Consider the following 18,122-nt stretch of genomic DNA (forward strand, 5'->3'; position numbering starts at 1 on the left):
AAAAGGTTAAGGTATGAAGTGGGTAACTGTCGTTTTATCCTTCGCACTTGTCTGTTGCCAATACAGCCTCTGGTTCGGCAAAGGCAGCATCGGACGCAACAGCAGTCTGAGAGAACAGATTGCCGTTCAAGAAGAAAAAAACCAGACGCTCGCCCTACGCAATCATTCCCTTGCCGCCGAAGTCTATGATTTGGAAAACGGTCAAGAAGCCATTTCGGAAATCGCCCGGGTAGAACTGGGTTATATCCAAGACGGCGAAACCTTTTACCGACTCATCAGGCATAACCGGTAATACCGTCAAAAAGCCGTCCGAACCAATGTTCGGACGGCTTTTATTTCAGCAAACTGTCAGACAGCCCCTCATCCTCCCCCGCCAAACCGCAATCCAGCCTGACATCCCCATCGACGCAACAGCAGCACGGCAGTATCTCGTCCCGCCCCAAAAAAGCCAAAGGCGGCTCCCGATAAGTAACGCTTCCCTCCAAAATCTTTACCCGGCACGATCCGCAATATCCGCTTCGGCACTGATATTCCACCATATGCCCCGTCCGTTCCAAGCCTTCCAACAGGGTCTCACCCTCCAAGAGCTCAAAAAGACCCTTATTCGTACCAATGTGCGCCATTTCCAACCAATCAAAAATATAGTGGATTAAATTTAAACCAGTACGGCGTTGCCTCGCCTTGCCGTACTATCTGTACTGTCTGCGGCTTCGTCGCCTTGTCCTGATTTAAATTTAATCCACTATAAAAGGAACAATAACCGATCCTACCCGCTGTTTTTCCCATCATACAACATACAAATGCCGTCTGAAACATCCGGCTTCAGACGGCATTTTTTCAAAAAAACGTTTACAACTCAAAATCGCCCAAATCATCCGTATTCACTTCAGAATCGATCTGACCGATCAAATAAGAAGATATTTCCACTTCCTGCGGCGCGACCTGTACGTTGTCGGACGACAGCCACGCATTAATCCACGGAATCGGGTTTTGATTTGCGCCTTCAAATCCGGCCGGCAACCCCACCGCCTGCATACGTAGATTGGTAATATATTCGACGTATTGGGATAAGATTTCTTTGTTCAAACCGATCATCGAACCGTCTTTAAACAAATATGCCGCCCATTCTTTTTCCTGTTCCGCCGCTTTTTTGAAGAGTTGGAAACATTCGTCCTGCAACTCGGCGGCAATTTCTGCCATTTCAGAATCATCGACACCCGAACGCATCAGATTAAGCATATGCTGCGTGCCGGTCAGGTGCAGGGCTTCGTCGCGGGCAATCAGTTTGATGATTTTGGCGTTGCCTTCCATCAACTCGCGCTCGGCAAAAGCAAACGAGCAGGCAAATGAAACATAGAAACGGATAGCTTCCAACACGTTGACGCACATCAGGCAGAGATAGAGTTTTTTCTTCAACCCGCGCAAAGATACGGTAACGGGTTTTCCGCCGACATTGTGCACCCCTTCGCCCAACAGATTGTAATACTGGGTGTATTCGATTAAGTCATCGTAATAGCAGGCAATGTCTTCGGCGCGGGCGGTAATATATTCGTTTTCGACAATATCATCAAACACGACCGACGGATCATTCACAATATTGCGGATGATGTGGGTATAGCTGCGCGAGTGGATAGTTTCGCTGAAGCTCCACGTTTCAATCCACGTTTCCAGCTCGGGAATCGAAACCAAAGGCAGCAAGGCAACATTCGGACTGCGCCCTTGAATGGAATCGAGCAGTGTTTGATATTTCAGATTGCTGATGAAAATATGTTTTTCGTGTTCAGGCAGGTTGGCGTAGTCGATACGGTCGCGCGACACGTCGATTTCTTCCGGTCGCCAGAAGAAAGACAATTGTTTTTCAATCAGTTTTTCAAATACTTCGTATTTCTGCTGGTCATAACGGGCGACATTTACCGGCTGACCGAAAAACATCGGCTCTTTCAGCGCGTCGTTTTTGGTTTTGGGAAAGGTGCTGTATGACATGACTAGGTGTTCGCAGGACATAATCTATTCTCTATATTAATTAAAAATGATCTGTAAGTTTTAACTAACCTGCTGAGACTTTATATATTTAATAAAATTTTCTAAAGTTAAAACATGGGTTTTCCCAAAAGTTCCAAATGTTTTTACGGATTCTTTAGGGACAACTAAGGTTAAATTCTCATCACTCATTTCCTGAATTTGAGTATCAGATATACCTTCTTGTAGAGTAAATAAATGCTTATGAGGAATTCGATCTGCTTCATTTAAAACTTGGCGCCAGCGATCCTTACAAGTAGTCTTTGAACCTAGCATTGTCAGCTTTTCAGTTTGAAATATGAAATTCCCTGATTCATCCATCGCATGGTACTCTTCACTTCCAGGAAATAAAAAATCTGGTTTCTTTTTCCCTTCTGTCTTCGCTTGCGTCTCAAATTTTAAGGAAAATTCGTCAAATATTCTTGATAAATGTAACTCTAAAGATTTTCCTGCTCTTGCTTTTCTGCGATTTGTAAAAGAATGTGCAAAATTAATGAAGCTATCCAAATCAGTAATTTTTGATTTGATAATTTCAAATTCACGTTTTTCAAAAATGGAAAATAATTCATATTCCTTTGAAACCCATTGTTTTAACACATTACTAACGTTAGTTTTATTTAATGCAATATTTTCCCTTGCCAAAACTGCCATTTCTTCAGTTTTGGGGAAGTTAGGAAATAGTGAAAATAATTTTGTTAGGTTATCCTCTACTTCTTGTTTTTTAGGTAAATATAAACTTCCTGGTAAAATGTTAGTTTCTGCGATAAATATTTCAATATCTTCATCTGAAGATAAAACAAAAGCATGGAATAATAAATCTTTATAACAAGCTCTGCACAATACCAATAAGGAACCACTATATTTATCACTTAAAAATTCAAAATTCTTGCCAAAACCCGTAATTCTCGCCTCATTTCTCGTGCCTTGGCCGTAATATTTAAAATTGCTATTAGTGACGCTTCCATCTTGCCAATTAATTTTGATTGAAATAGTTTTATTTGTTCCCTTTTGGCAAACTACATCAAAGAGGTCGTCTGAAAAATGTTTTTGAATATAAAATCCTGATTGGTGACTACCAGTAGTACCAACATCATTGGGACGAATATAACGACAGTATACTGCAATTGATTTATTTGCTGTCTGTATTGCTGAAGCTACTAAGTCATCGGATTTATTTACTACTTGTATTGTCTGAGCTGCCAAGTCATTCATTTTTTAACTCATTTATAATTTGTTTAGCAATAGCTTGAACCAACGGTACAGCAATTGAATTGCCAAACTGCTTGTATGCAGCTGTCTTGGATACTGCATCAATAACAAAATCTTTAGGAAATCCCATTAAACGCGAGCACTCCCTAGGTGTCAGCTTCCTAGGATTTTTTCCTTTCTGAGGGATGAGTATTTCGGAACCATCTTTGTAATATCGTGCAGATAGAGTTCGTGATATTCCATCTAAATCAACTAATCCAAAACCAAATCCATTACCCTTTGCCTTATGTTTTTTAGCGTAATTTTGAAGGTAAAGCCATAAGTTATCAGAAAGAGTAAAAGAATTATCTACATCATCTTCCAAAATTTGCTTTAATTTTGGTTGTGATTCTGGTGGGGAAGGAAAATTGAAATTTATTTCCTTATTAAAATATTGTCTATCAAAACCTACAATAAAAATACGCTCCCTATTTTGAGGAACATAATATTTTGCATTCATAACTTGATAAAATATCTGATAGTCAAGCTCTTCTAAAGTCCCTTTAATTACTTTAAATGTATTTCCTTTGTCATGCGAAACAAGATTTTTCACATTCTCTAAAAGAAAAATTTTAGGTCGATGTTTTCCAATAATTTCAGCAACGTCAAAAAATAGAGTTCCCTGCGCCTTATCTAAGAAGCCTGTTTCTCGTCCTAGGCTTTTTTTCTTTGAAACACCAGCTATAGAGAATGGCTGACACGGGAATCCTGCTGTTAATACATCAAACTTACTTGGAATAGCTGCTTTGGTTTCCTTTAATGTAATATCTCCATAAGGAATATCATTAAAATTTACTTGGTAGGTTTGACGGGCTTTATCATCCCATTCACTAGAAAATACACATCGCCCACCAACATTCTCCATTGCAATGCGAAAACCACCTATTCCCGCAAATAAATCAATAAAAGTAAATTTCTCATTATTTAAGGTAACTATATTATCTAATTGATTTTGTATTTTATTTTTCATATTTTATATTTCAGATGATTTATTAATCTAAAGGCCATCTGAAAACTCCCCCTTTTCATCAAATCTTACAAGCCCCGCCCGCGCAACCGTCATCCTGAATATCGGCCTGCGTATCGTCCGCGCCGTCGCGGGTGTTGTGGTAGTACAGGGTTTTGACGCCGTATTTGTAGGCGGTCAACAGGTCTTTGAGCATTTGTTTCATGGAAACTTTGCCGCCTTCGAATTTACCCGGGTCGTAGGCGGTGTTGGCGGAAATCGCCTGATCGACGAATTTTTGCATTACGCCGACAAGTTTCAGGTAGCCTTCGTTGCCGGGAAGCTGCCACAGGGTTTCGTAGGCATTTTTCAGGGTTTCAAACTCCGGCACGACTTGTTTCAAAATGCCGTCTTTCGATGCTTTGACCGTTACCAATCCGCGCGGCGGCTCGATGCCGTTGGTGGCGTTGGCGATTTGAGAGCTGGTTTCAGACGGCATGAGCGCGGTCAGAGTAGAGTTGCGCAGGCCGTATTTGACGATGTCGGCACGCAGGCTTTCCCAGTCGTAATGCAAAGGCTCGCCGCAGACGGCATCCAAATCTTTTTTGTAGGTATCGATGGGCAGTTTGCCTTGCGAATAAACGGTTTGCTTAAAGAGTGTGCACGCGCCGTATTCTTTGGCAAGGTTTGCCGATGCTTTGAGCAGGTAATACTGCATGGCTTCAAAGGTACGGTGGGTCAGACCGAGCGCGGAACCATCGCTGTAACGGACACCGTTTTTCGCCAAATAATACGCATAGTTAATCACGCCGATGCCGAGCGAACGGCGACCCATAGTGGAGGTACGGGCGGCCTCTACCGGATATCCCTGATAATCTAAAAGTGCATCGAGTGCGCGCACGGTCAAATCGGCAAGCCCTTCCAATTCATCCAAGCTGTTTAATGCGCCCAAATTGAAGGCGGACAGTGTACACAGGGCGATTTCGCCGTCAGGGTCGTTGATGTTGTCCAGAGGTTTGGTCGGCAGCGCGATTTCCATACACAGGTTGGACTGGTGCACGGGGGCGATGCGCGGATCGAACGGGCTGTGCGTATTGCAGTGGTCGACGTTTTGGATGTAGATGCGCCCGGTTCCGGCACGCTCCTGCATCAGCGTGGAAAACAGGTCGGCAGCCGGAACAATGCGCTTGCGTATATTCGGATCTTGCTCGTATTTCGTATAAAGCTGCTCAAATTCGTCTTGGTCGGCAAAAAACGCTTCGTACAACCCCGGAACCTCGTTGGGCGAAAACAGCGTAATATTGCCTCCCTTAATCAGGCGGGTATAGAGCAGGCGGTTGATTTGCACGCCGTAGTCCAACTGGCGGATACGGTTGTCTTCCACACCCCGGTTGTTTTTCAACACCAGTAGGCTTTCGGCTTCGATGTGCCACAAGGGGTAGAACAAGGTTGCCGCGCCGCCGCGCACGCCGCCCTGCGAACAGGATTTGACTGCCGCCTGAAACATTTTGAAAAACGGAATGCAGCCGGTATGCCGCGCTTCGCCGCCCCGGATTTCGCTGTCCAAACCGCGGATACGTCCGGCATTGATGCCGATGCCCGCGCGTTGGGAAACGTATTTCACAATCGCGCTGGTAGTGGCGTTGATGGAATCCAGGCTGTCGTCACATTCAATCAGCACACAGCTTGAGAACTGGCGCGTAGGCGTACGCACGCCGCTCATAATCGGCGTGGGCAGCGATACTTTAAATGTGGAAACGGCATCGTAAAAACGTTTGACGTAACCCAGGCGTGCCTCTTTCGGGTATTTGCTGAAAAGGCACATCGCCACCAAAACATATAAGAACTGCGGCGTTTCGTAAATCTGGCGGGTAACGCGGTTCTGTACCAGATATTTGCCTTCGAGCTGTTTGACGGCGGCATAGGAAAAGGACATATCGCGTTCGTGGTCGATATAGGCGTTCAGCTCGTCAAATTCTTCGCGGCTGTAATCCTCAAGGATATGCCTATCGTATTTTCCGGCATCGGTGAGCTTTTTAACGTGGTCGTAAAGGTGCGGCGGCTCGTATTCGCCATAGGCTATTTTACGAAGATGGAAAATCGCCAGGCGCGCGGCAAGGTATTGGTAGTCCGGGGTATCTTCCGAAATTAAATCGGCAGCGGCTTTGATGATGGTTTCGTGGATGTCGTCGGTGCGGATGCCGTTGTAGAACTGGATGTGCGATTTCAACTCGACCTGCGACACGGAAACATTTTCCAACCCTTCCGCCGCCCAAGTAACGACACGGTGAATCTTATCCAAATCAATGGTTTCCAATCTCCCGTCTCGTTTGGTTACTTTCAAATCAGTCGGTGTATTCATCGCTTCCTCTTCCACTCTTGATATTCAAGACACGGTCTTTTCAAATAAATTAAGGCAGACAATATAGTGGATTTTTGGCATTTTCTCCAGTCTTGACAACGGTTGCATTTTTCAGTTTCAGGCAATGCGCGATAAAACCCGCCTGTCGTATTTTTCCTATAATATTTGTTTTATCTGATAATTCTTTACCGATAAAAAACGGGTAAATTTTTTGCCTTTTGACCGGCTCCTGCTACAAGGCGATGAAATAAGGATTTTCCGACGGAAAAGGAAAGCTTCCGGTTTTCTGCCCTTGTAAATTGTTAAATTTTGCAAAGTATGATTTTGCCGCGCCGCCGCCGACAAATTCCATTTTCTTACCGATTGGAATTTATTATTGAGATTAATGTGTTATTTGAATCTGTATATCAAACGGCAAGTTTTGCCGGGTGAACGAGTCTGAAACTGCCGACAGTTTGCCCGTTCCATCCTTCCATCCTATACTGGAAGGAATTGCAAACTGAAAGGATCGTCATGTCTGTCAAAAAAATGCTTGCCATACTGTTGTCTGCAATACTGGGACCGGTATCGGCAACTGCCGCTGCCGGTACGTCAGAACCCGCCCACCACCATACCAAACATATCCGCAAGGCAAACAAGCAGATGCTGCACCCCGAATGCAGGAAATATTTGGAACGCCGTGCCGCGTGGTACCGATTGCAAGGCAACGTGCAGGAATTGCGAGAAAACAAAAAGGCGCGCAAAGCATTCCGCTCCCTGCCTTATAAGGAACAGAAAACCCAATGCCGGGCGGCTTATGAGGCTTTCGATGATTTCGACGGCGGCAGATTCCGCCGTTAATCCCATATAAAATATGCCGTCTGAACACAGGTTCAGACGGCATTTTCCATAGATACAACAAACCGTCCTTACGCCATTTTGTTTGAGGTACTCCCGTTGCCGCAGCCTTAATATAGTGGATTAAATTTAAATCAGGACAAGGCGACGAAGCCGCAGACAGTACGGATAATACGGCAAGGCGAGGCAACGCTGTACTGGTTTAAAGTTAATCCACTATACATCCGCAAAAGCGAATCATACCGCCATATTCCGGCAATCGGTTTCAGACGGCAACATCCGCATCGCCGGCGACAACGGCACGGATGCTTTCTTCGATTTTATCTTTTAAAGCATAACGGTCTTCGCTTTCCGCCGCGTCCGCCACGCAAACGAAATCGACTTTGATGGTCAGTTTTTTCATAGACACAATGCGCCACAGACAGGTCGGCAAACCGACATCGGCATACGACGGACGGGCCGTCCTTTTTCCCGTTTCGTCATAATAACGCAGCGCGACCGCCAAAACCTTTGCCCCCGCATCGATGGCAGATTGGAACAGCGCGGCTTTAAACGGCAGAAGCCCCAAGCCCGAAGAAGTCCGCGCCTCAGGGAAAAAACTGACGTTTTGACCGCGTTGCAAGGTTTCGCAGACGGCGCGGTTAATCGGTTCGATGTCGCGCCGCGAATTGCGGTTGATGAACACCGTTCCCGCGTTCTGCCCCATCTTGCCCAATACCGGCCAGCTTTTGATTTCCTGCTTGGCGATAAAGCTGCTCGGATAAACCGCGCTCATCGCGAAAATATCCAGCCAGGACACGTGGTTGGCGGCAACCAAGACACCGTTCGGATGTTCGGGTGCGGGCCTGCCCACCTCCAATCCGATATCCAAAGCCGCCAAAGCCCCCCTGCCCAATTCGATTACCGCCCGATTGCGCGACTCTGGACAGCCGCCGTCAATACCGCGCAGGTTTTTGCCGGTTTTGAACAGCCAGACCGTCAAGCGGCACAAGCGGCGCAGACGTGTAAAAAATGAAGCTTTATTTGAAGACATGAGCAATTCTTTCCCGATAATCGGTGTTTGTTGTTGAAGCGTTCGGACGGCATACCGATAAAATGCCGTCTGAAACCGTGTTCCGCCCTATTTCTGACAGTTCGGGCAATAAAACGTGCCGCGCTGCCCCAAAGTTTCTTTCACAATCAAGCCGCCGCACCGGGGGCACGGCTGATTGTGCCGCCCGTACACCGTATATTCCTGTTGGAAGTAGCCGCTTTTGCCGTCGCTGTCCACAAAATCCCTCAAGGTGCTGCCGCCCGTTTCAATGGCACGCCGCAACACCGCTTTGACGGTTTCAACCAAAAGAGCGCACTCTTTCTTTTTCAGGCGGTTGGCAGGACGGCGGGGCGAAATGCCCGCCCTAAACAGGCTCTCGTTGGCATAAATATTGCCCACGCCGACCACGACGGCATTGTCCATCAGGGCAAGTTTGACCGCCCGTTTCTGCGCCTTCAGCCCCGCATACAGATAATCCGTGCAAAATGCCTCCGACAAAGGCTCAGGCCCCAGTTTTTCCAACAGCGGATGATGTTCTTCGATTCCCTCATACCAAAGTATCGCGCCGAACTTTCTCGGATCGCGGTAACGCATGACCGTGCCGTCTGAAAACACAATATCGACGTGATCGTGCCTGTCCGGCCTGCCGATACGTCCGTCCGACGGCGTAAAAATCCGCAAGCTGCCCGACATCCCCAAGTGAATCAGCAGTACGCCCGTTTGAAAGCGGATAAGCAGGTATTTCGCCCGCCTGCCGCAGGACAAAACCTGCCGGCCGGACAAAATCTCCCCCAAATCGGGATTGACCTGCCAGCGCAGCTTCGATTGGCGCAATATCACGGTTTCCACCGTTTTCCCTTCAATATGCGGCGCGATGCCGCGCAACGTCATTTCCACTTCCGGCAATTCAGGCATAACCCCTCCCGATATTTCTTCTGACAGATGCCGTCTGAAAGACGGCCGTCCCTTAATCCGCAACCCTTGCCGCACCCGCCGCAAGGGCTTTGCCGCCCAAATACCCGTCCCACGCGGGCAGGGGCATTACGCCCGCCGCCCTTTTGACCAAAACCAAGCCGTACACTGCGGCACATTGCGGCCACCAGCGGTCGCCCGCCTTTTCCATAAACTGCCAAAAATGTATTTGCCCGGGCGACGAAACCGGCGGCAGATACACCATAAATTTCCCAAGTTCGATATCAAAACCGGTGTCGGCAAGCTGTCTTTTCAGCCCGCGAAGCGTCAGGCAGAAGCGTTTTTCCGACAGACGTTCGCCGTCAAACCAACGGCTGAATCCCCAAAGCGAATGCGGATTAAAACCCGTCAGCATCACACGCCCGGACGGTTTCAATATCCGGTGCGCCTCGGACAAGATTTGCGAAGGTGCGCCGCATTCCAGCGTATGCGGAAAAAGCAGCATATCCGCAGAAACATCTGCCAAAGCCATATTTTCCGCCGACATCGACATATCTCGCGGCACACAGGCAACATCTTCAGACGGCATCAGCCACCTGCCGCCCACCTGAACCGCACACATTCCCGAAAAACGGTATGAATCCAGATACCGCCCGAAGAAGTCCTGTTCCAATTTTGCAACATACCGCCCCATCGCCGTATCTTCAAACCATGCATCCATATTGCGTCCGTTTCAAACAGATTGCCTACCGATATTCTATTCCAAACAGAGTTTCTGTCAAAAAACACATCGGCCGCCCATTTCCGAATCCGCATAAAGTTCCTGTAAAACTTGACGCTTTTTCAGTCAAACAGTACCATCGGACGATAAAATATGTTTATTCCGCCGATATAAATCATGTCCAAACTCAAAACCATCGTCCTGACTGCCTCGGGCCTCTCCGTCTGTTCCGGCCCACTGTACGCCCAAAACACCTCTTCACACCAAATCGGTTTGGCGATTATGCGCTTAAACTCTTCAATACTCGACCTACCCCCGACAAAACAATATTTCCAATCGGGCAGCCTGTGGGGCGAGCTGCGCCAAGGCTTCCGGATGGACGAAGTCAATCCCGAACTGGTGCGCCGCCACGAAAGCAAATTCATCGCAAGCCGCAGCTATTTCGACAGGGTCGTCAACCGGAGCCGGCCCTATATGTACCATATTGCCAACGAAGTCAAAAAGCGCAATATGCCCGCCGAAGCCGCCCTGCTTCCCTTCATCGAAAGCGCGTTCGTTACCAAAGCTAAATCACACGTTGGCGCATCGGGTCTGTGGCAGTTTATGCCCGCTACCGGCAGACATTACGGCTTGGAAAAAACACCGGTTTACGACGGCAGACACGACGTTTACGCCGCCACCGATGCCGCACTCAACTATCTGCAATACCTCTATGGACTGTTCGACGACTGGTCTCTTGCCTTTGCCGCCTACAACTGGGGCGAAGGCAACGTCGGACGCGCCATCAACCGCGCCCGCGCACAGGGTCTCGAACCGACCTACGAAAATCTGCGTATGCCCAACGAAACGCGCAACTATGTCCCCAAGCTGCTCGCCGTGCGCAACATTATCGCCAATCCCCAATCCTTCGGCATCAGCATCGGCGATATAGACAACAAACCCTATTTTCAGGCAGTCGAACCTGACCGCCCCATCGATAACGAAGCCATCGCCCGGCTCGCCGGCATCACGCAAAGCGAGCTGCTCGCCCTGAATCCGGCATTCAACGTCCCCGCGTTCATCCCCAAAAACAAACGTAAACTGCTGCTTCCCGCCGCGTCCGTCCAAACTTTCCAAAGCAACTACCTCAACGCCGCGCCCGACAGCCTGTTTTCATGGGAAGTCTATACGCCTGCCGCCAAAACCAGCCTGTCCGACATCTCGACGGCAATCGGTATGAGCGTTGCCGACATCAAACGCCTCAACAACCTGAACGGCAACCTTGTCAACGCAGGACGCAGCATCCTTGTCGCCAAGAACGGCAAGACCCTTCAGACGGCATCAGAATCCGTCGTTTCCATCGACATCGACAATACGCCCGACACCTACCGCTCCAATATGCCGGCAGGCACGGTAAACGTCGGCATTGCCCGAATCCAATCCGCCGCCGCACAGACAGCGGACATTACCGTCGCACCTTTGCCGCAGGAAACCGTCCGTACGGAACCCGACCACCTTGTCCGCATTGCCGAACCCGCCCTTGCAACAGCCGCAGCGCAACCTCAAACCGAAAAACAGACCGCCATGCCGTCTGAAACCCAAACCGCAACACTCGCGCAGATCGTCCCCCAAAACGACATGCAGGCGGCAGACGAACTCATGCAGCTTGTTGCCCGAAACAACCTGCGCCGTCAGGCTGAAGAAACCATCTCAGCCGTCATCGGCACACCTGACACAGTTGCCGAACACAAAATTTCCGCATCTCCGCAACATACCGTTGCCGCCGACGGCAAACGCCGCGTCCGTTTGGAAACGCGCGTAGCCAAAGCCGCCGACAGCGGAACAGACCCCGCCGCCCGCACCGGAATCCACCGTGTTGTAGAAGGCGACACCCTGTTCAACATTGCCAAACGCTACAACGTCAGCGTAGCCGACCTGATTGTCGCCAACAACATCAAAGGCAACACCATCCAAAAAGGACAGGTACTCCGCCTGGCGCAGGCAGCCCCCGCCCAAACCCGTATTGAAAAAGTATCCTACACCGCACGCAAAGGCGACACCTTCAAAAGTATCGCCGCGCGCTTCAATATCCATATCGACGACATCCGCCGGCTCAATCCCAACCTGAACACCATCAATCCGGGACAGAGGGTCAAACTGATTGGAAGCTGATTCGGATACGGCACATGACAGGACTTTCTCAGTCCTGTCTTTTTCATCCCACATTTCCCATACCATCATGAAACTCATCAAATACCTGCAATATCAAGGCATAGGAAGCCGCAAGCAGTGCCAATGGCTGATTAGGGGTGGCTACGTCTCCATCAACGGAACCTGCATGGACGACACCGATGCAGACATCGATTCCTCATCCGTCGAAACGTTGGACATTGACGGCGAAGCGGTTACCGTCGTTCCCGAACCCTATTTCTATATCCTGCTCAACAAGCCTGAAGATTACGAAACTTCGCACAAACCGAAACACTACCGCAGCGTATTCAGCCTGTTCCCCGACAATATGCGCAATATTGACATGCAGGCAGTCGGCAGGCTAGATGCAGATACGACCGGCGTATTACTGATTACCAACGATGGCAAACTGAATCACAACCTTACCTCTCCGAGCCGTAAGATTCCCAAATTATACGAGGTAACACTCAAGCATCCTGCTGACGGAATGCTCTGTGAAACTCTAAAAAGCGGCGTCCTGCTTCATGATGAAAATGAAACTGTTTGCGCCGCTGATGCCGTTTTGGAAAACCCGACCACCCTGCTGCTGACCATTACCGAAGGAAAATACCACCAAGTTAAACGCATGATCGCCGCCGCCGGCAACCGCGTGCAGCACCTTCACCGCAGGCAATTCGCACATTTGGAAACAGGAAACCTCAAACCCGGGGAATGGAAATTTATCGGATGCCCCAAATTCTGAAAAAATCCATTATTTCATTATATTCAAATACATACCTTTAAAATGAATCATTTAACCGAAATTAACTCAAAAAAACAACCGGTTTGCGATATAATCCCCCTGTCTGAGCAATGCCTGTGCAAGCAGGCTTATGAGTAAGACGTTTTCCCCGTAATGTGTTTGGCCATCTATACTTCCCCTTGTATAGATGGTTTTTTTTATCTTCGTTTACTACACATACTACATATGTTACTGACGCAGCATTCCCGATCATATGACATATGAAATTTCATTTCACCGTCCCAGTGTAGAAAAATAAACGATTCATCTATTAAAACTAAAGTTTGGATAGGAATCTTATATGGACATTAAATTAAAATATGAATTATCAAAAAAATGTGAATTTTTAGGTGATATTTTTAATGAATATAAAGATTATTTGAATTTAGATATACAAGATCCATTATTAAAAATAAATTTTTTTAAATTCTTAGAGGAACTTCTTGCAGATTGTGTTATTGAGTTGTGCGATTATCGGGAAAATCCAAAAAAAATACTGACTGGATCACCAAAAACACAGGTAAACGAATTAAGAAAAATTTGGCCTAAAGATGTAGATGAAATGCGATTGTATTTTCCAGATAATCCTTGGTATTACGTTGAATGGTTTTGGTGGAGAGCAACATGTCCTATTGAACTGACACAATTGCCTAAAATAGAAATTTACGAAGAACAAATAAAACAAGGTAAGTAAGCGTATTAGTATAAACCACAATCATATATAACAAAATTAATCAGTTAGCAAATTGGCTTAATTCGGTTATATTCCAATGTAAGTAGATGAGAAATATTTGATTTATGTAAACAATATTCAGGCTACAAAATCTGATTCAATCCTTGTTGATTTATGCAAATTAGAAATATCCACTATAAAATATAACTCTATTAGTGAAAATAACTATACACTTAAAAAACAATCAGTCAGTTCCTGTTAAAAAACGCGTGTAGAATTTCCACCCCATCTTAATCAAACACTGTTGCAATATGTCTTCCAACACCAATCGTCAAACCTGGTCCAGCCGATTAACCTATATTCTGACCGTTGCCGGAGCAACCGTCGGCTTTGGCGCAACTTGGCGTTTTCCCTACCTTGTCGGCGAAAACGGCGGCGGCGCGTATGTGTTTTTATTCTGTATCGCGATGCTGGTTATCGGCATCCCGATGATTTTGGTGGAAAACGTCATCGGACGGCGCAAAGGCGTGAACGCGCTGGATGCGTTCGGCGGCTCGATGAACGGCAAACCCGTTGCCAAAATTTGGAAACTGGTCGGCTGGATGGGGCTACTCGGCGCGTTCGGCATCATGGCTTATTACATGGTGCTCGGCGGCTGGGTCATCAGCTACATCGTCAACATCATTGGCGGCAATTTGGACATTTCCAGCCCCGTTTCCGGTGAAGTTACCAAAAGCTTCTTTACCGAACACATCGAAAACAGCCCTTGGGAAATTGCGTTCTACACTTTCTTATTTGTCGTTGTGAACCAATGGATTTTGGTCAAAGGCGTTATCGGCGGTATTGAAAAAGCAGCGAAATACCTGATGCCGCTGCTGTTTTTGTTCCTAATCGCGATGGTCGTACGCAACGTTACTCTGCCTGGTGCAATGGAAGGGATTACTTTCTATCTGAAGCCTGATTTCAGCAAGATTACCACCGAACTTTTCGTCTTCGTTTTGGGACAAGTATTTTTCGCCTTGAGCTTGGGTTTCGGCGTGATGATTACCTTATCCAGCTATCTGGATAAAAACGAAAATCTGGTTCAGACGGCAGTTATCACGGCAATTACCAATACCATCATCGCCGTACTTGCGGGCTTTATGATTTTCCCGTCGCTCTTCAGCTTCGGCGTCGCGCCCAATTCCGGCCCGACTTTGGTATTCCAAAGCCTGCCGATTGTGTTTTCGCATATGTGGGCGGGACCTGTGTTCGCCGTGATTTTCTTCTCGCTGCTCCTGATTGCCGCGCTGACGACTTCGCTGACGATTTATGAAGTGTTGATTACGACCATTCAGGAAAAAACCAAAATCCGCCGTACTGCCGCGATTACGATTGTACTGGCTGCTATCTTTATCTTCGGTAACATTCCGTCCATTCTGAGCTATGGTCCATGGAAAGACGTTTCCGTGTTCGGCAAAAATATTTTCGATGCCTTCGACTACATCAGCGGCAACATCTTGTTTATGCTGACCGCGCTCGGCTCCGCGCTGTTTGTCGGTTTCGTGATGAAGGACGAAGCGAAGGACGAATTACTTTATAAAGGCAACCATAAGACGGTCAATATTTGGTTTGCCTATGTGAAATACCTTGTGCCGCTGGTGATTTTGCTGATTTTCGTCAGCAACCTGTTCTAATCCGCAGCAATCGATGCCGTCTGAAGGTCATACCTCTTTCAGACGGCATTGCATTGATGTCCGCCACAATACCCGCAACGCCGGAATCCGAACCGGCTTGCCGGCTTCTGTCGGACGCTTTCCGGGCAGGCGGCGTTTCGTCTGCTTAGACAATCGTCCTTTAAAACAGGTAGAATCCGCCCCAACGGGAAACACACCCTTCAGACGGCAAAACCCATACCCCAAACCATCAGGAATCCCCCTTATGAACAGACAAAAAGTCATCGCCATCGACGGCCCGGGCGCATCGGGCAAAGGCACGGTCGCCGCCCGCGTCGCCGCCGCATTGGGATACGATTATCTCGACACCGGCGCGCTCTACCGCCTGACCGCTCTATATGCACAAAAACAAGGCGTGGAATGGCACGATGAAGAAAACGTTTCCGCACTTGCCGAAAAACTGCCCGCCGTATTTTCAGGCAGCCGCATCCTGCTCGGCGGCGAAGACGTTTCAGACGACATCCGGACAGAAGCCATCGGCATGAGCGCATCCGCAGTCGCACAGTTGCCTAAAGTCCGCGCCGCCCTGCTGCAACGCCAACGCGATTTTCTGACCGAAAAAGGACTGGTCGCCGATGGACGGGATACCGGATCGGTCGTCTTCCCCCAAGCCGAACTTAAAATCTTCCTGACGGCAGAGTCCAAAATCAGGGCGGAACGCCGCGCCAAACAAATCGGCATCCCCTGCGAAGGTTTGGCATTCGAGCGCATCCTGTCCGACATCGAAGCCAGAGACGAGGCAGACCGAAACCGCAAGGTTGCCCCCCTGAAACAACAGCCCGATGCCCTGCTTTTGGATACGAGCCTCCTAACCATAGAAGAAACTGTAAAAAAAGTGCTTGATTGGTATCGTAAAGTTTAAATTTTCAGGTATAATCGCCCACGTTCTGCTTCAGACGGCATAAAAACACACGGATGCCGTCTGAAACCTTTATTTGCCCGTCTGCCCTGCCAAGGATGGCAGACATCCACCAACCCACCCCGCACCCCTTGGCGGTGTACCGAAAAGAGTTATATATGTCTATGGAAAATTTTGCCCAACTGTTGGAAGAAAGCTTTACCCTGCAAGAAATGAACCCGGGTGAGGTGATTACCGCTGAAGTAGTGGCAATCGACCAAAACTTCGTTACCGTAAACGCAGGTCTGAAATCAGAATCCCTGATCGATGTAGCTGAATTCAAAAACGCTCAAGGCGAAATTGAAGTTAAAGTCGGCGACTTCGTTACCGTTACCATCGAATCCGTCGAAAACGGCTTCGGCGAAACCAAACTGTCCCGCGAAAAAGCCAAACGCGCAGCCGATTGGATTGCCCTGGAAGAAGCCATGGAAAACGGCGACATCCTGTCCGGCATCATCAACGGCAAAGTCAAAGGCGGTCTGACCGTTATGATCAACAGTATCCGCGCATTCCTGCCGGGTTCTTTGGTTGACGTACGTCCTGTAAAAGACACTTCCCACTTTGAAGGCAAAGAGATCGAATTCAAAGTGATCAAACTGGACAAAAAACGCAACAACGTCGTTGTTTCCCGCCGCGCCGTTCTGGAAGCCACTTTGGGTGAAGAACGCAAAGCCCTGCTGGAAAACCTGCAAGAAGGCTCCGTCATCAAAGGCATCGTCAAAAACATCACCGACTACGGCGCATTCGTTGACCTGGGCGGTATCGACGGCCTGCTGCACATCACCGATTTGGCATGGCGCCGTGTGAAACACCCGAGCGAAGTCTTGGAAGTCGGTCAGGAAGTTGAAGCCAAAGTATTGAAATTCGACCAAGAAAAACAACGCGTTTCCTTGGGTATGAAACAACTGGGCGAAGATCCTTGGAGCGGTCTGACCCGCCGTTATCCGCAAGGCACCCGCCTGTTCGGCAAAGTATCCAACCTGACCGACTACGGCGCATTCGTCGAAATCGAACAAGGCATCGAAGGTTTGGTACACGTCTCCGAAATGGACTGGACCAACAAAAACGTACACCCGAGCAAAGTCGTACAACTGGGTGACGAAGTCGAAGTCATGATTTTGGAAATCGACGAAGGCCGCCGCCGTATCTCTTTGGGTATGAAACAATGCCAAGCCAATCCTTGGGAAGAATTTGCCGCCAACCACAACAAAGGCGACAAAATCTCCGGTGCGGTTAAATCCATTACCGATTTCGGCGTATTCGTCGGCCTGCCCGGCGGCATCGACGGTCTGGTTCACCTGTCCGACCTGTCCTGGACCGAATCCGGCGAAGAAGCCGTACGCAAATACAAAAAAGGAGAAGAAGTCGAAGCCGTCGTATTGGCAATCGATGTGGAAAAAGAACGCATCTCCTTGGGTATCAAACAACTGGAAGGCGATCCTTTCGGTAACTTCATCAGCGTGAACGACAAAGGTTCTTTGGTTAAAGGTTCTGTGAAATCTGTTGACGCCAAAGGTGCTGTTATCGCCCTGTCTGACGAAGTAGAAGGCTACCTGCCTGCTTCCGAATTTGCAGCCGACCGCGTTGAAGACTTGACCACCAAACTGAAAGAAGGCGACGAAGTTGAAGCCGTCATCGTTACCGTTGACCGCAAAAACCGCAGCATCAAACTTTCCGTTAAAGCCAAAGATGCCAAAGAAAGCCGCGAAGCACTGAACTCCGTCAATGCCGCCGCCAATGCGAATGCCGGCACCACCAGCTTGGGCGACCTGCTGAAAGCCAAACTCTCCGGCGAGCAAGAATAAGGT

Annotated in this window: 16 protein-coding genes and 2 pseudogenes; 9 read left to right on the forward strand and 9 right to left on the reverse strand. The window is 48.2% G+C overall.

All coding sequences use genetic code 11. The features are described from left to right. Positions 1 to 13: 13 nt before the first annotated feature. Positions 14 to 292, forward strand: coding sequence for a cell division protein FtsB (ftsB, locus tag Q9J80_RS07120; protein ID WP_002213385.1), 279 nt, complete (start codon positions 14 to 16; stop codon positions 290 to 292). Between the two features lie 40 nt (positions 293 to 332). Here ftsB and yfaE read toward each other — a convergent pair whose 3' ends face one another. From yfaE to nrdA, 6 genes and pseudogenes are all read right to left on the reverse strand, one after another. Then, positions 333 to 623, reverse strand: coding sequence for a class I ribonucleotide reductase maintenance protein YfaE (yfaE, locus tag Q9J80_RS07125; RefSeq protein WP_301673229.1), 291 nt, complete (start codon positions 621 to 623; stop codon positions 333 to 335). 16 nt (positions 624 to 639) lie between these two features. Further along, a pseudogene (locus tag Q9J80_RS07130) lies at positions 640 to 747 on the reverse strand (IS5/IS1182 family transposase); the annotation flags it as partial. Between the two features lie 102 nt (positions 748 to 849). Further along, entirely contained in the window at positions 850 to 1,983 is a 1,134-nt protein-coding gene (nrdB, locus tag Q9J80_RS07135) for a class Ia ribonucleoside-diphosphate reductase subunit beta (protein WP_003752662.1), read from the reverse strand. 60 nt (positions 1,984 to 2,043) lie between these two features. Beyond that, a complete protein-coding gene (locus tag Q9J80_RS07140) occupies positions 2,044 to 3,231 on the reverse strand; it encodes a type II restriction endonuclease (protein WP_002213380.1) in 1,188 nt (395 codons plus the stop codon). After that, on the reverse strand, positions 3,224 to 4,237 hold the full coding sequence (dcm, locus tag Q9J80_RS07145; RefSeq protein WP_002222381.1) for a DNA (cytosine-5-)-methyltransferase: 1,014 nt from the start codon (positions 4,235 to 4,237) through the stop codon (positions 3,224 to 3,226). The genes Q9J80_RS07140 and dcm overlap by 8 nt, the downstream gene beginning before the upstream one ends. A 58-nt stretch (positions 4,238 to 4,295) precedes the next feature. Then, positions 4,296 to 6,575: a class 1a ribonucleoside-diphosphate reductase subunit alpha gene (nrdA, locus tag Q9J80_RS07150; protein ID WP_301673228.1), complete on the reverse strand. Its 2,280-nt coding sequence runs from the start codon at positions 6,573 to 6,575 to the stop codon at positions 4,296 to 4,298. Positions 6,576 to 7,103: 528 nt separating this feature from the next. Here nrdA and Q9J80_RS07155 point away from each other — a divergent pair. After that, entirely contained in the window at positions 7,104 to 7,415 is a 312-nt protein-coding gene (locus tag Q9J80_RS07155) for a stress response protein (RefSeq protein ID WP_301673255.1), read from the forward strand. A 111-nt stretch (positions 7,416 to 7,526) separates the two neighbouring features. Then, positions 7,527 to 7,637, forward strand: a pseudogene (locus Q9J80_RS07160) (IS5/IS1182 family transposase); the annotation flags it as partial. A gap of 40 nt (positions 7,638 to 7,677) precedes the next feature. Here Q9J80_RS07160 and Q9J80_RS07165 read toward each other — a convergent pair. The 3 genes from Q9J80_RS07165 to Q9J80_RS07175 form a co-directional block, all read right to left on the reverse strand. After that, on the reverse strand, positions 7,678 to 8,445 hold the full coding sequence (locus Q9J80_RS07165; protein ID WP_301673227.1) for a 1-acyl-sn-glycerol-3-phosphate acyltransferase: 768 nt from the start codon (positions 8,443 to 8,445) through the stop codon (positions 7,678 to 7,680). 87 nt (positions 8,446 to 8,532) lie between these two features. Beyond that, complete coding sequence (gene mutM / locus Q9J80_RS07170; RefSeq protein WP_301673226.1) at positions 8,533 to 9,360, reverse strand: DNA-formamidopyrimidine glycosylase; 828 nt, start codon at positions 9,358 to 9,360, stop codon at positions 8,533 to 8,535. A gap of 52 nt (positions 9,361 to 9,412) precedes the next feature. Continuing rightward, positions 9,413 to 10,078 (reverse strand): class I SAM-dependent methyltransferase, encoded by a 666-nt coding sequence (locus tag Q9J80_RS07175; RefSeq protein ID WP_301673225.1) that lies wholly within the window; start codon positions 10,076 to 10,078, stop codon positions 9,413 to 9,415. Between the two features lie 177 nt (positions 10,079 to 10,255). Between Q9J80_RS07175 and Q9J80_RS07180 the strand changes: the two genes are divergently transcribed. The 6 genes from Q9J80_RS07180 (at position 10,256) to rpsA (ending at position 18,119) form a co-directional block, all read left to right on the forward strand. Beyond that, the gene (locus Q9J80_RS07180) at positions 10,256 to 12,229 is read left to right on the forward strand and encodes a lytic transglycosylase (RefSeq protein ID WP_304671590.1); all 1,974 of its coding nucleotides are present in this window, start codon (positions 10,256 to 10,258) and stop codon (positions 12,227 to 12,229) included. Positions 12,230 to 12,296: 67 nt separating this feature from the next. After that, a complete protein-coding gene (locus Q9J80_RS07185; protein ID WP_301673223.1) occupies positions 12,297 to 12,989 on the forward strand; it encodes a 16S rRNA pseudouridine(516) synthase in 693 nt (230 codons plus the stop codon). Positions 12,990 to 13,329: 340 nt separating this feature from the next. Beyond that, positions 13,330 to 13,722, forward strand: a complete 393-nt coding sequence (locus tag Q9J80_RS07190; protein ID WP_301673222.1) for a DUF596 domain-containing protein — start codon at positions 13,330 to 13,332, stop codon at positions 13,720 to 13,722. A gap of 290 nt (positions 13,723 to 14,012) precedes the next feature. Continuing rightward, positions 14,013 to 15,377 (forward strand): sodium-dependent transporter, encoded by a 1,365-nt coding sequence (locus Q9J80_RS07195; RefSeq protein WP_301673221.1) that lies wholly within the window; start codon positions 14,013 to 14,015, stop codon positions 15,375 to 15,377. 244 nt (positions 15,378 to 15,621) lie between these two features. Continuing rightward, positions 15,622 to 16,278 (forward strand): (d)CMP kinase, encoded by a 657-nt coding sequence (gene cmk, locus Q9J80_RS07200; protein WP_301673220.1) that lies wholly within the window; start codon positions 15,622 to 15,624, stop codon positions 16,276 to 16,278. A 155-nt stretch (positions 16,279 to 16,433) separates the two neighbouring features. Then, positions 16,434 to 18,119 carry a 30S ribosomal protein S1 gene (gene rpsA / locus Q9J80_RS07205; RefSeq protein ID WP_196428203.1) on the forward strand — a complete coding sequence of 562 codons (1,686 nt, stop codon included), beginning with the start codon at positions 16,434 to 16,436 and terminating at the stop codon, positions 18,117 to 18,119. Positions 18,120 to 18,122: the final 3 nt, after the last annotated feature.

Source organism: Neisseria blantyrii (assembly GCF_962747855.1).
Classification (GTDB): Bacteria; Pseudomonadota; Gammaproteobacteria; order Burkholderiales; family Neisseriaceae; genus Neisseria; species Neisseria viridiae.

Coding starts and splice junctions, on each gene's coding strand:
- Q9J80_RS07175 (WP_301673225.1), bottom strand. CDS start 10,078: ATGGATGCATGGTTTGAAGATACGGCGATGGGGCGGTATGTTGCAAAA.
- yfaE (WP_301673229.1), bottom strand. CDS start 623: ATGGCGCACATTGGTACGAATAAGGGTCTTTTTGAGCTCTTGGAGGGT.
- rpsA (WP_196428203.1), top strand. CDS start 16,434: ATGTCTATGGAAAATTTTGCCCAACTGTTGGAAGAAAGCTTTACCCTG.
- Q9J80_RS07190 (WP_301673222.1), top strand. CDS start 13,330: ATGGACATTAAATTAAAATATGAATTATCAAAAAAATGTGAATTTTTA.
- Q9J80_RS07195 (WP_301673221.1), top strand. CDS start 14,013: ATGTCTTCCAACACCAATCGTCAAACCTGGTCCAGCCGATTAACCTAT.
- cmk (WP_301673220.1), top strand. CDS start 15,622: ATGAACAGACAAAAAGTCATCGCCATCGACGGCCCGGGCGCATCGGGC.
- Q9J80_RS07165 (WP_301673227.1), bottom strand. CDS start 8,445: ATGTCTTCAAATAAAGCTTCATTTTTTACACGTCTGCGCCGCTTGTGC.
- mutM (WP_301673226.1), bottom strand. CDS start 9,360: ATGCCTGAATTGCCGGAAGTGGAAATGACGTTGCGCGGCATCGCGCCG.
- dcm (WP_002222381.1), bottom strand. CDS start 4,237: ATGAAAAATAAAATACAAAATCAATTAGATAATATAGTTACCTTAAAT.
- ftsB (WP_002213385.1), top strand. CDS start 14: ATGAAGTGGGTAACTGTCGTTTTATCCTTCGCACTTGTCTGTTGCCAA.
- nrdA (WP_301673228.1), bottom strand. CDS start 6,575: ATGAATACACCGACTGATTTGAAAGTAACCAAACGAGACGGGAGATTG.
- Q9J80_RS07185 (WP_301673223.1), top strand. CDS start 12,297: ATGAAACTCATCAAATACCTGCAATATCAAGGCATAGGAAGCCGCAAG.
- Q9J80_RS07155 (WP_301673255.1), top strand. CDS start 7,104: ATGCTTGCCATACTGTTGTCTGCAATACTGGGACCGGTATCGGCAACT.
- nrdB (WP_003752662.1), bottom strand. CDS start 1,983: ATGTCATACAGCACCTTTCCCAAAACCAAAAACGACGCGCTGAAAGAG.
- Q9J80_RS07180 (WP_304671590.1), top strand. CDS start 10,256: ATGTCCAAACTCAAAACCATCGTCCTGACTGCCTCGGGCCTCTCCGTC.
- Q9J80_RS07140 (WP_002213380.1), bottom strand. CDS start 3,231: ATGAATGACTTGGCAGCTCAGACAATACAAGTAGTAAATAAATCCGAT.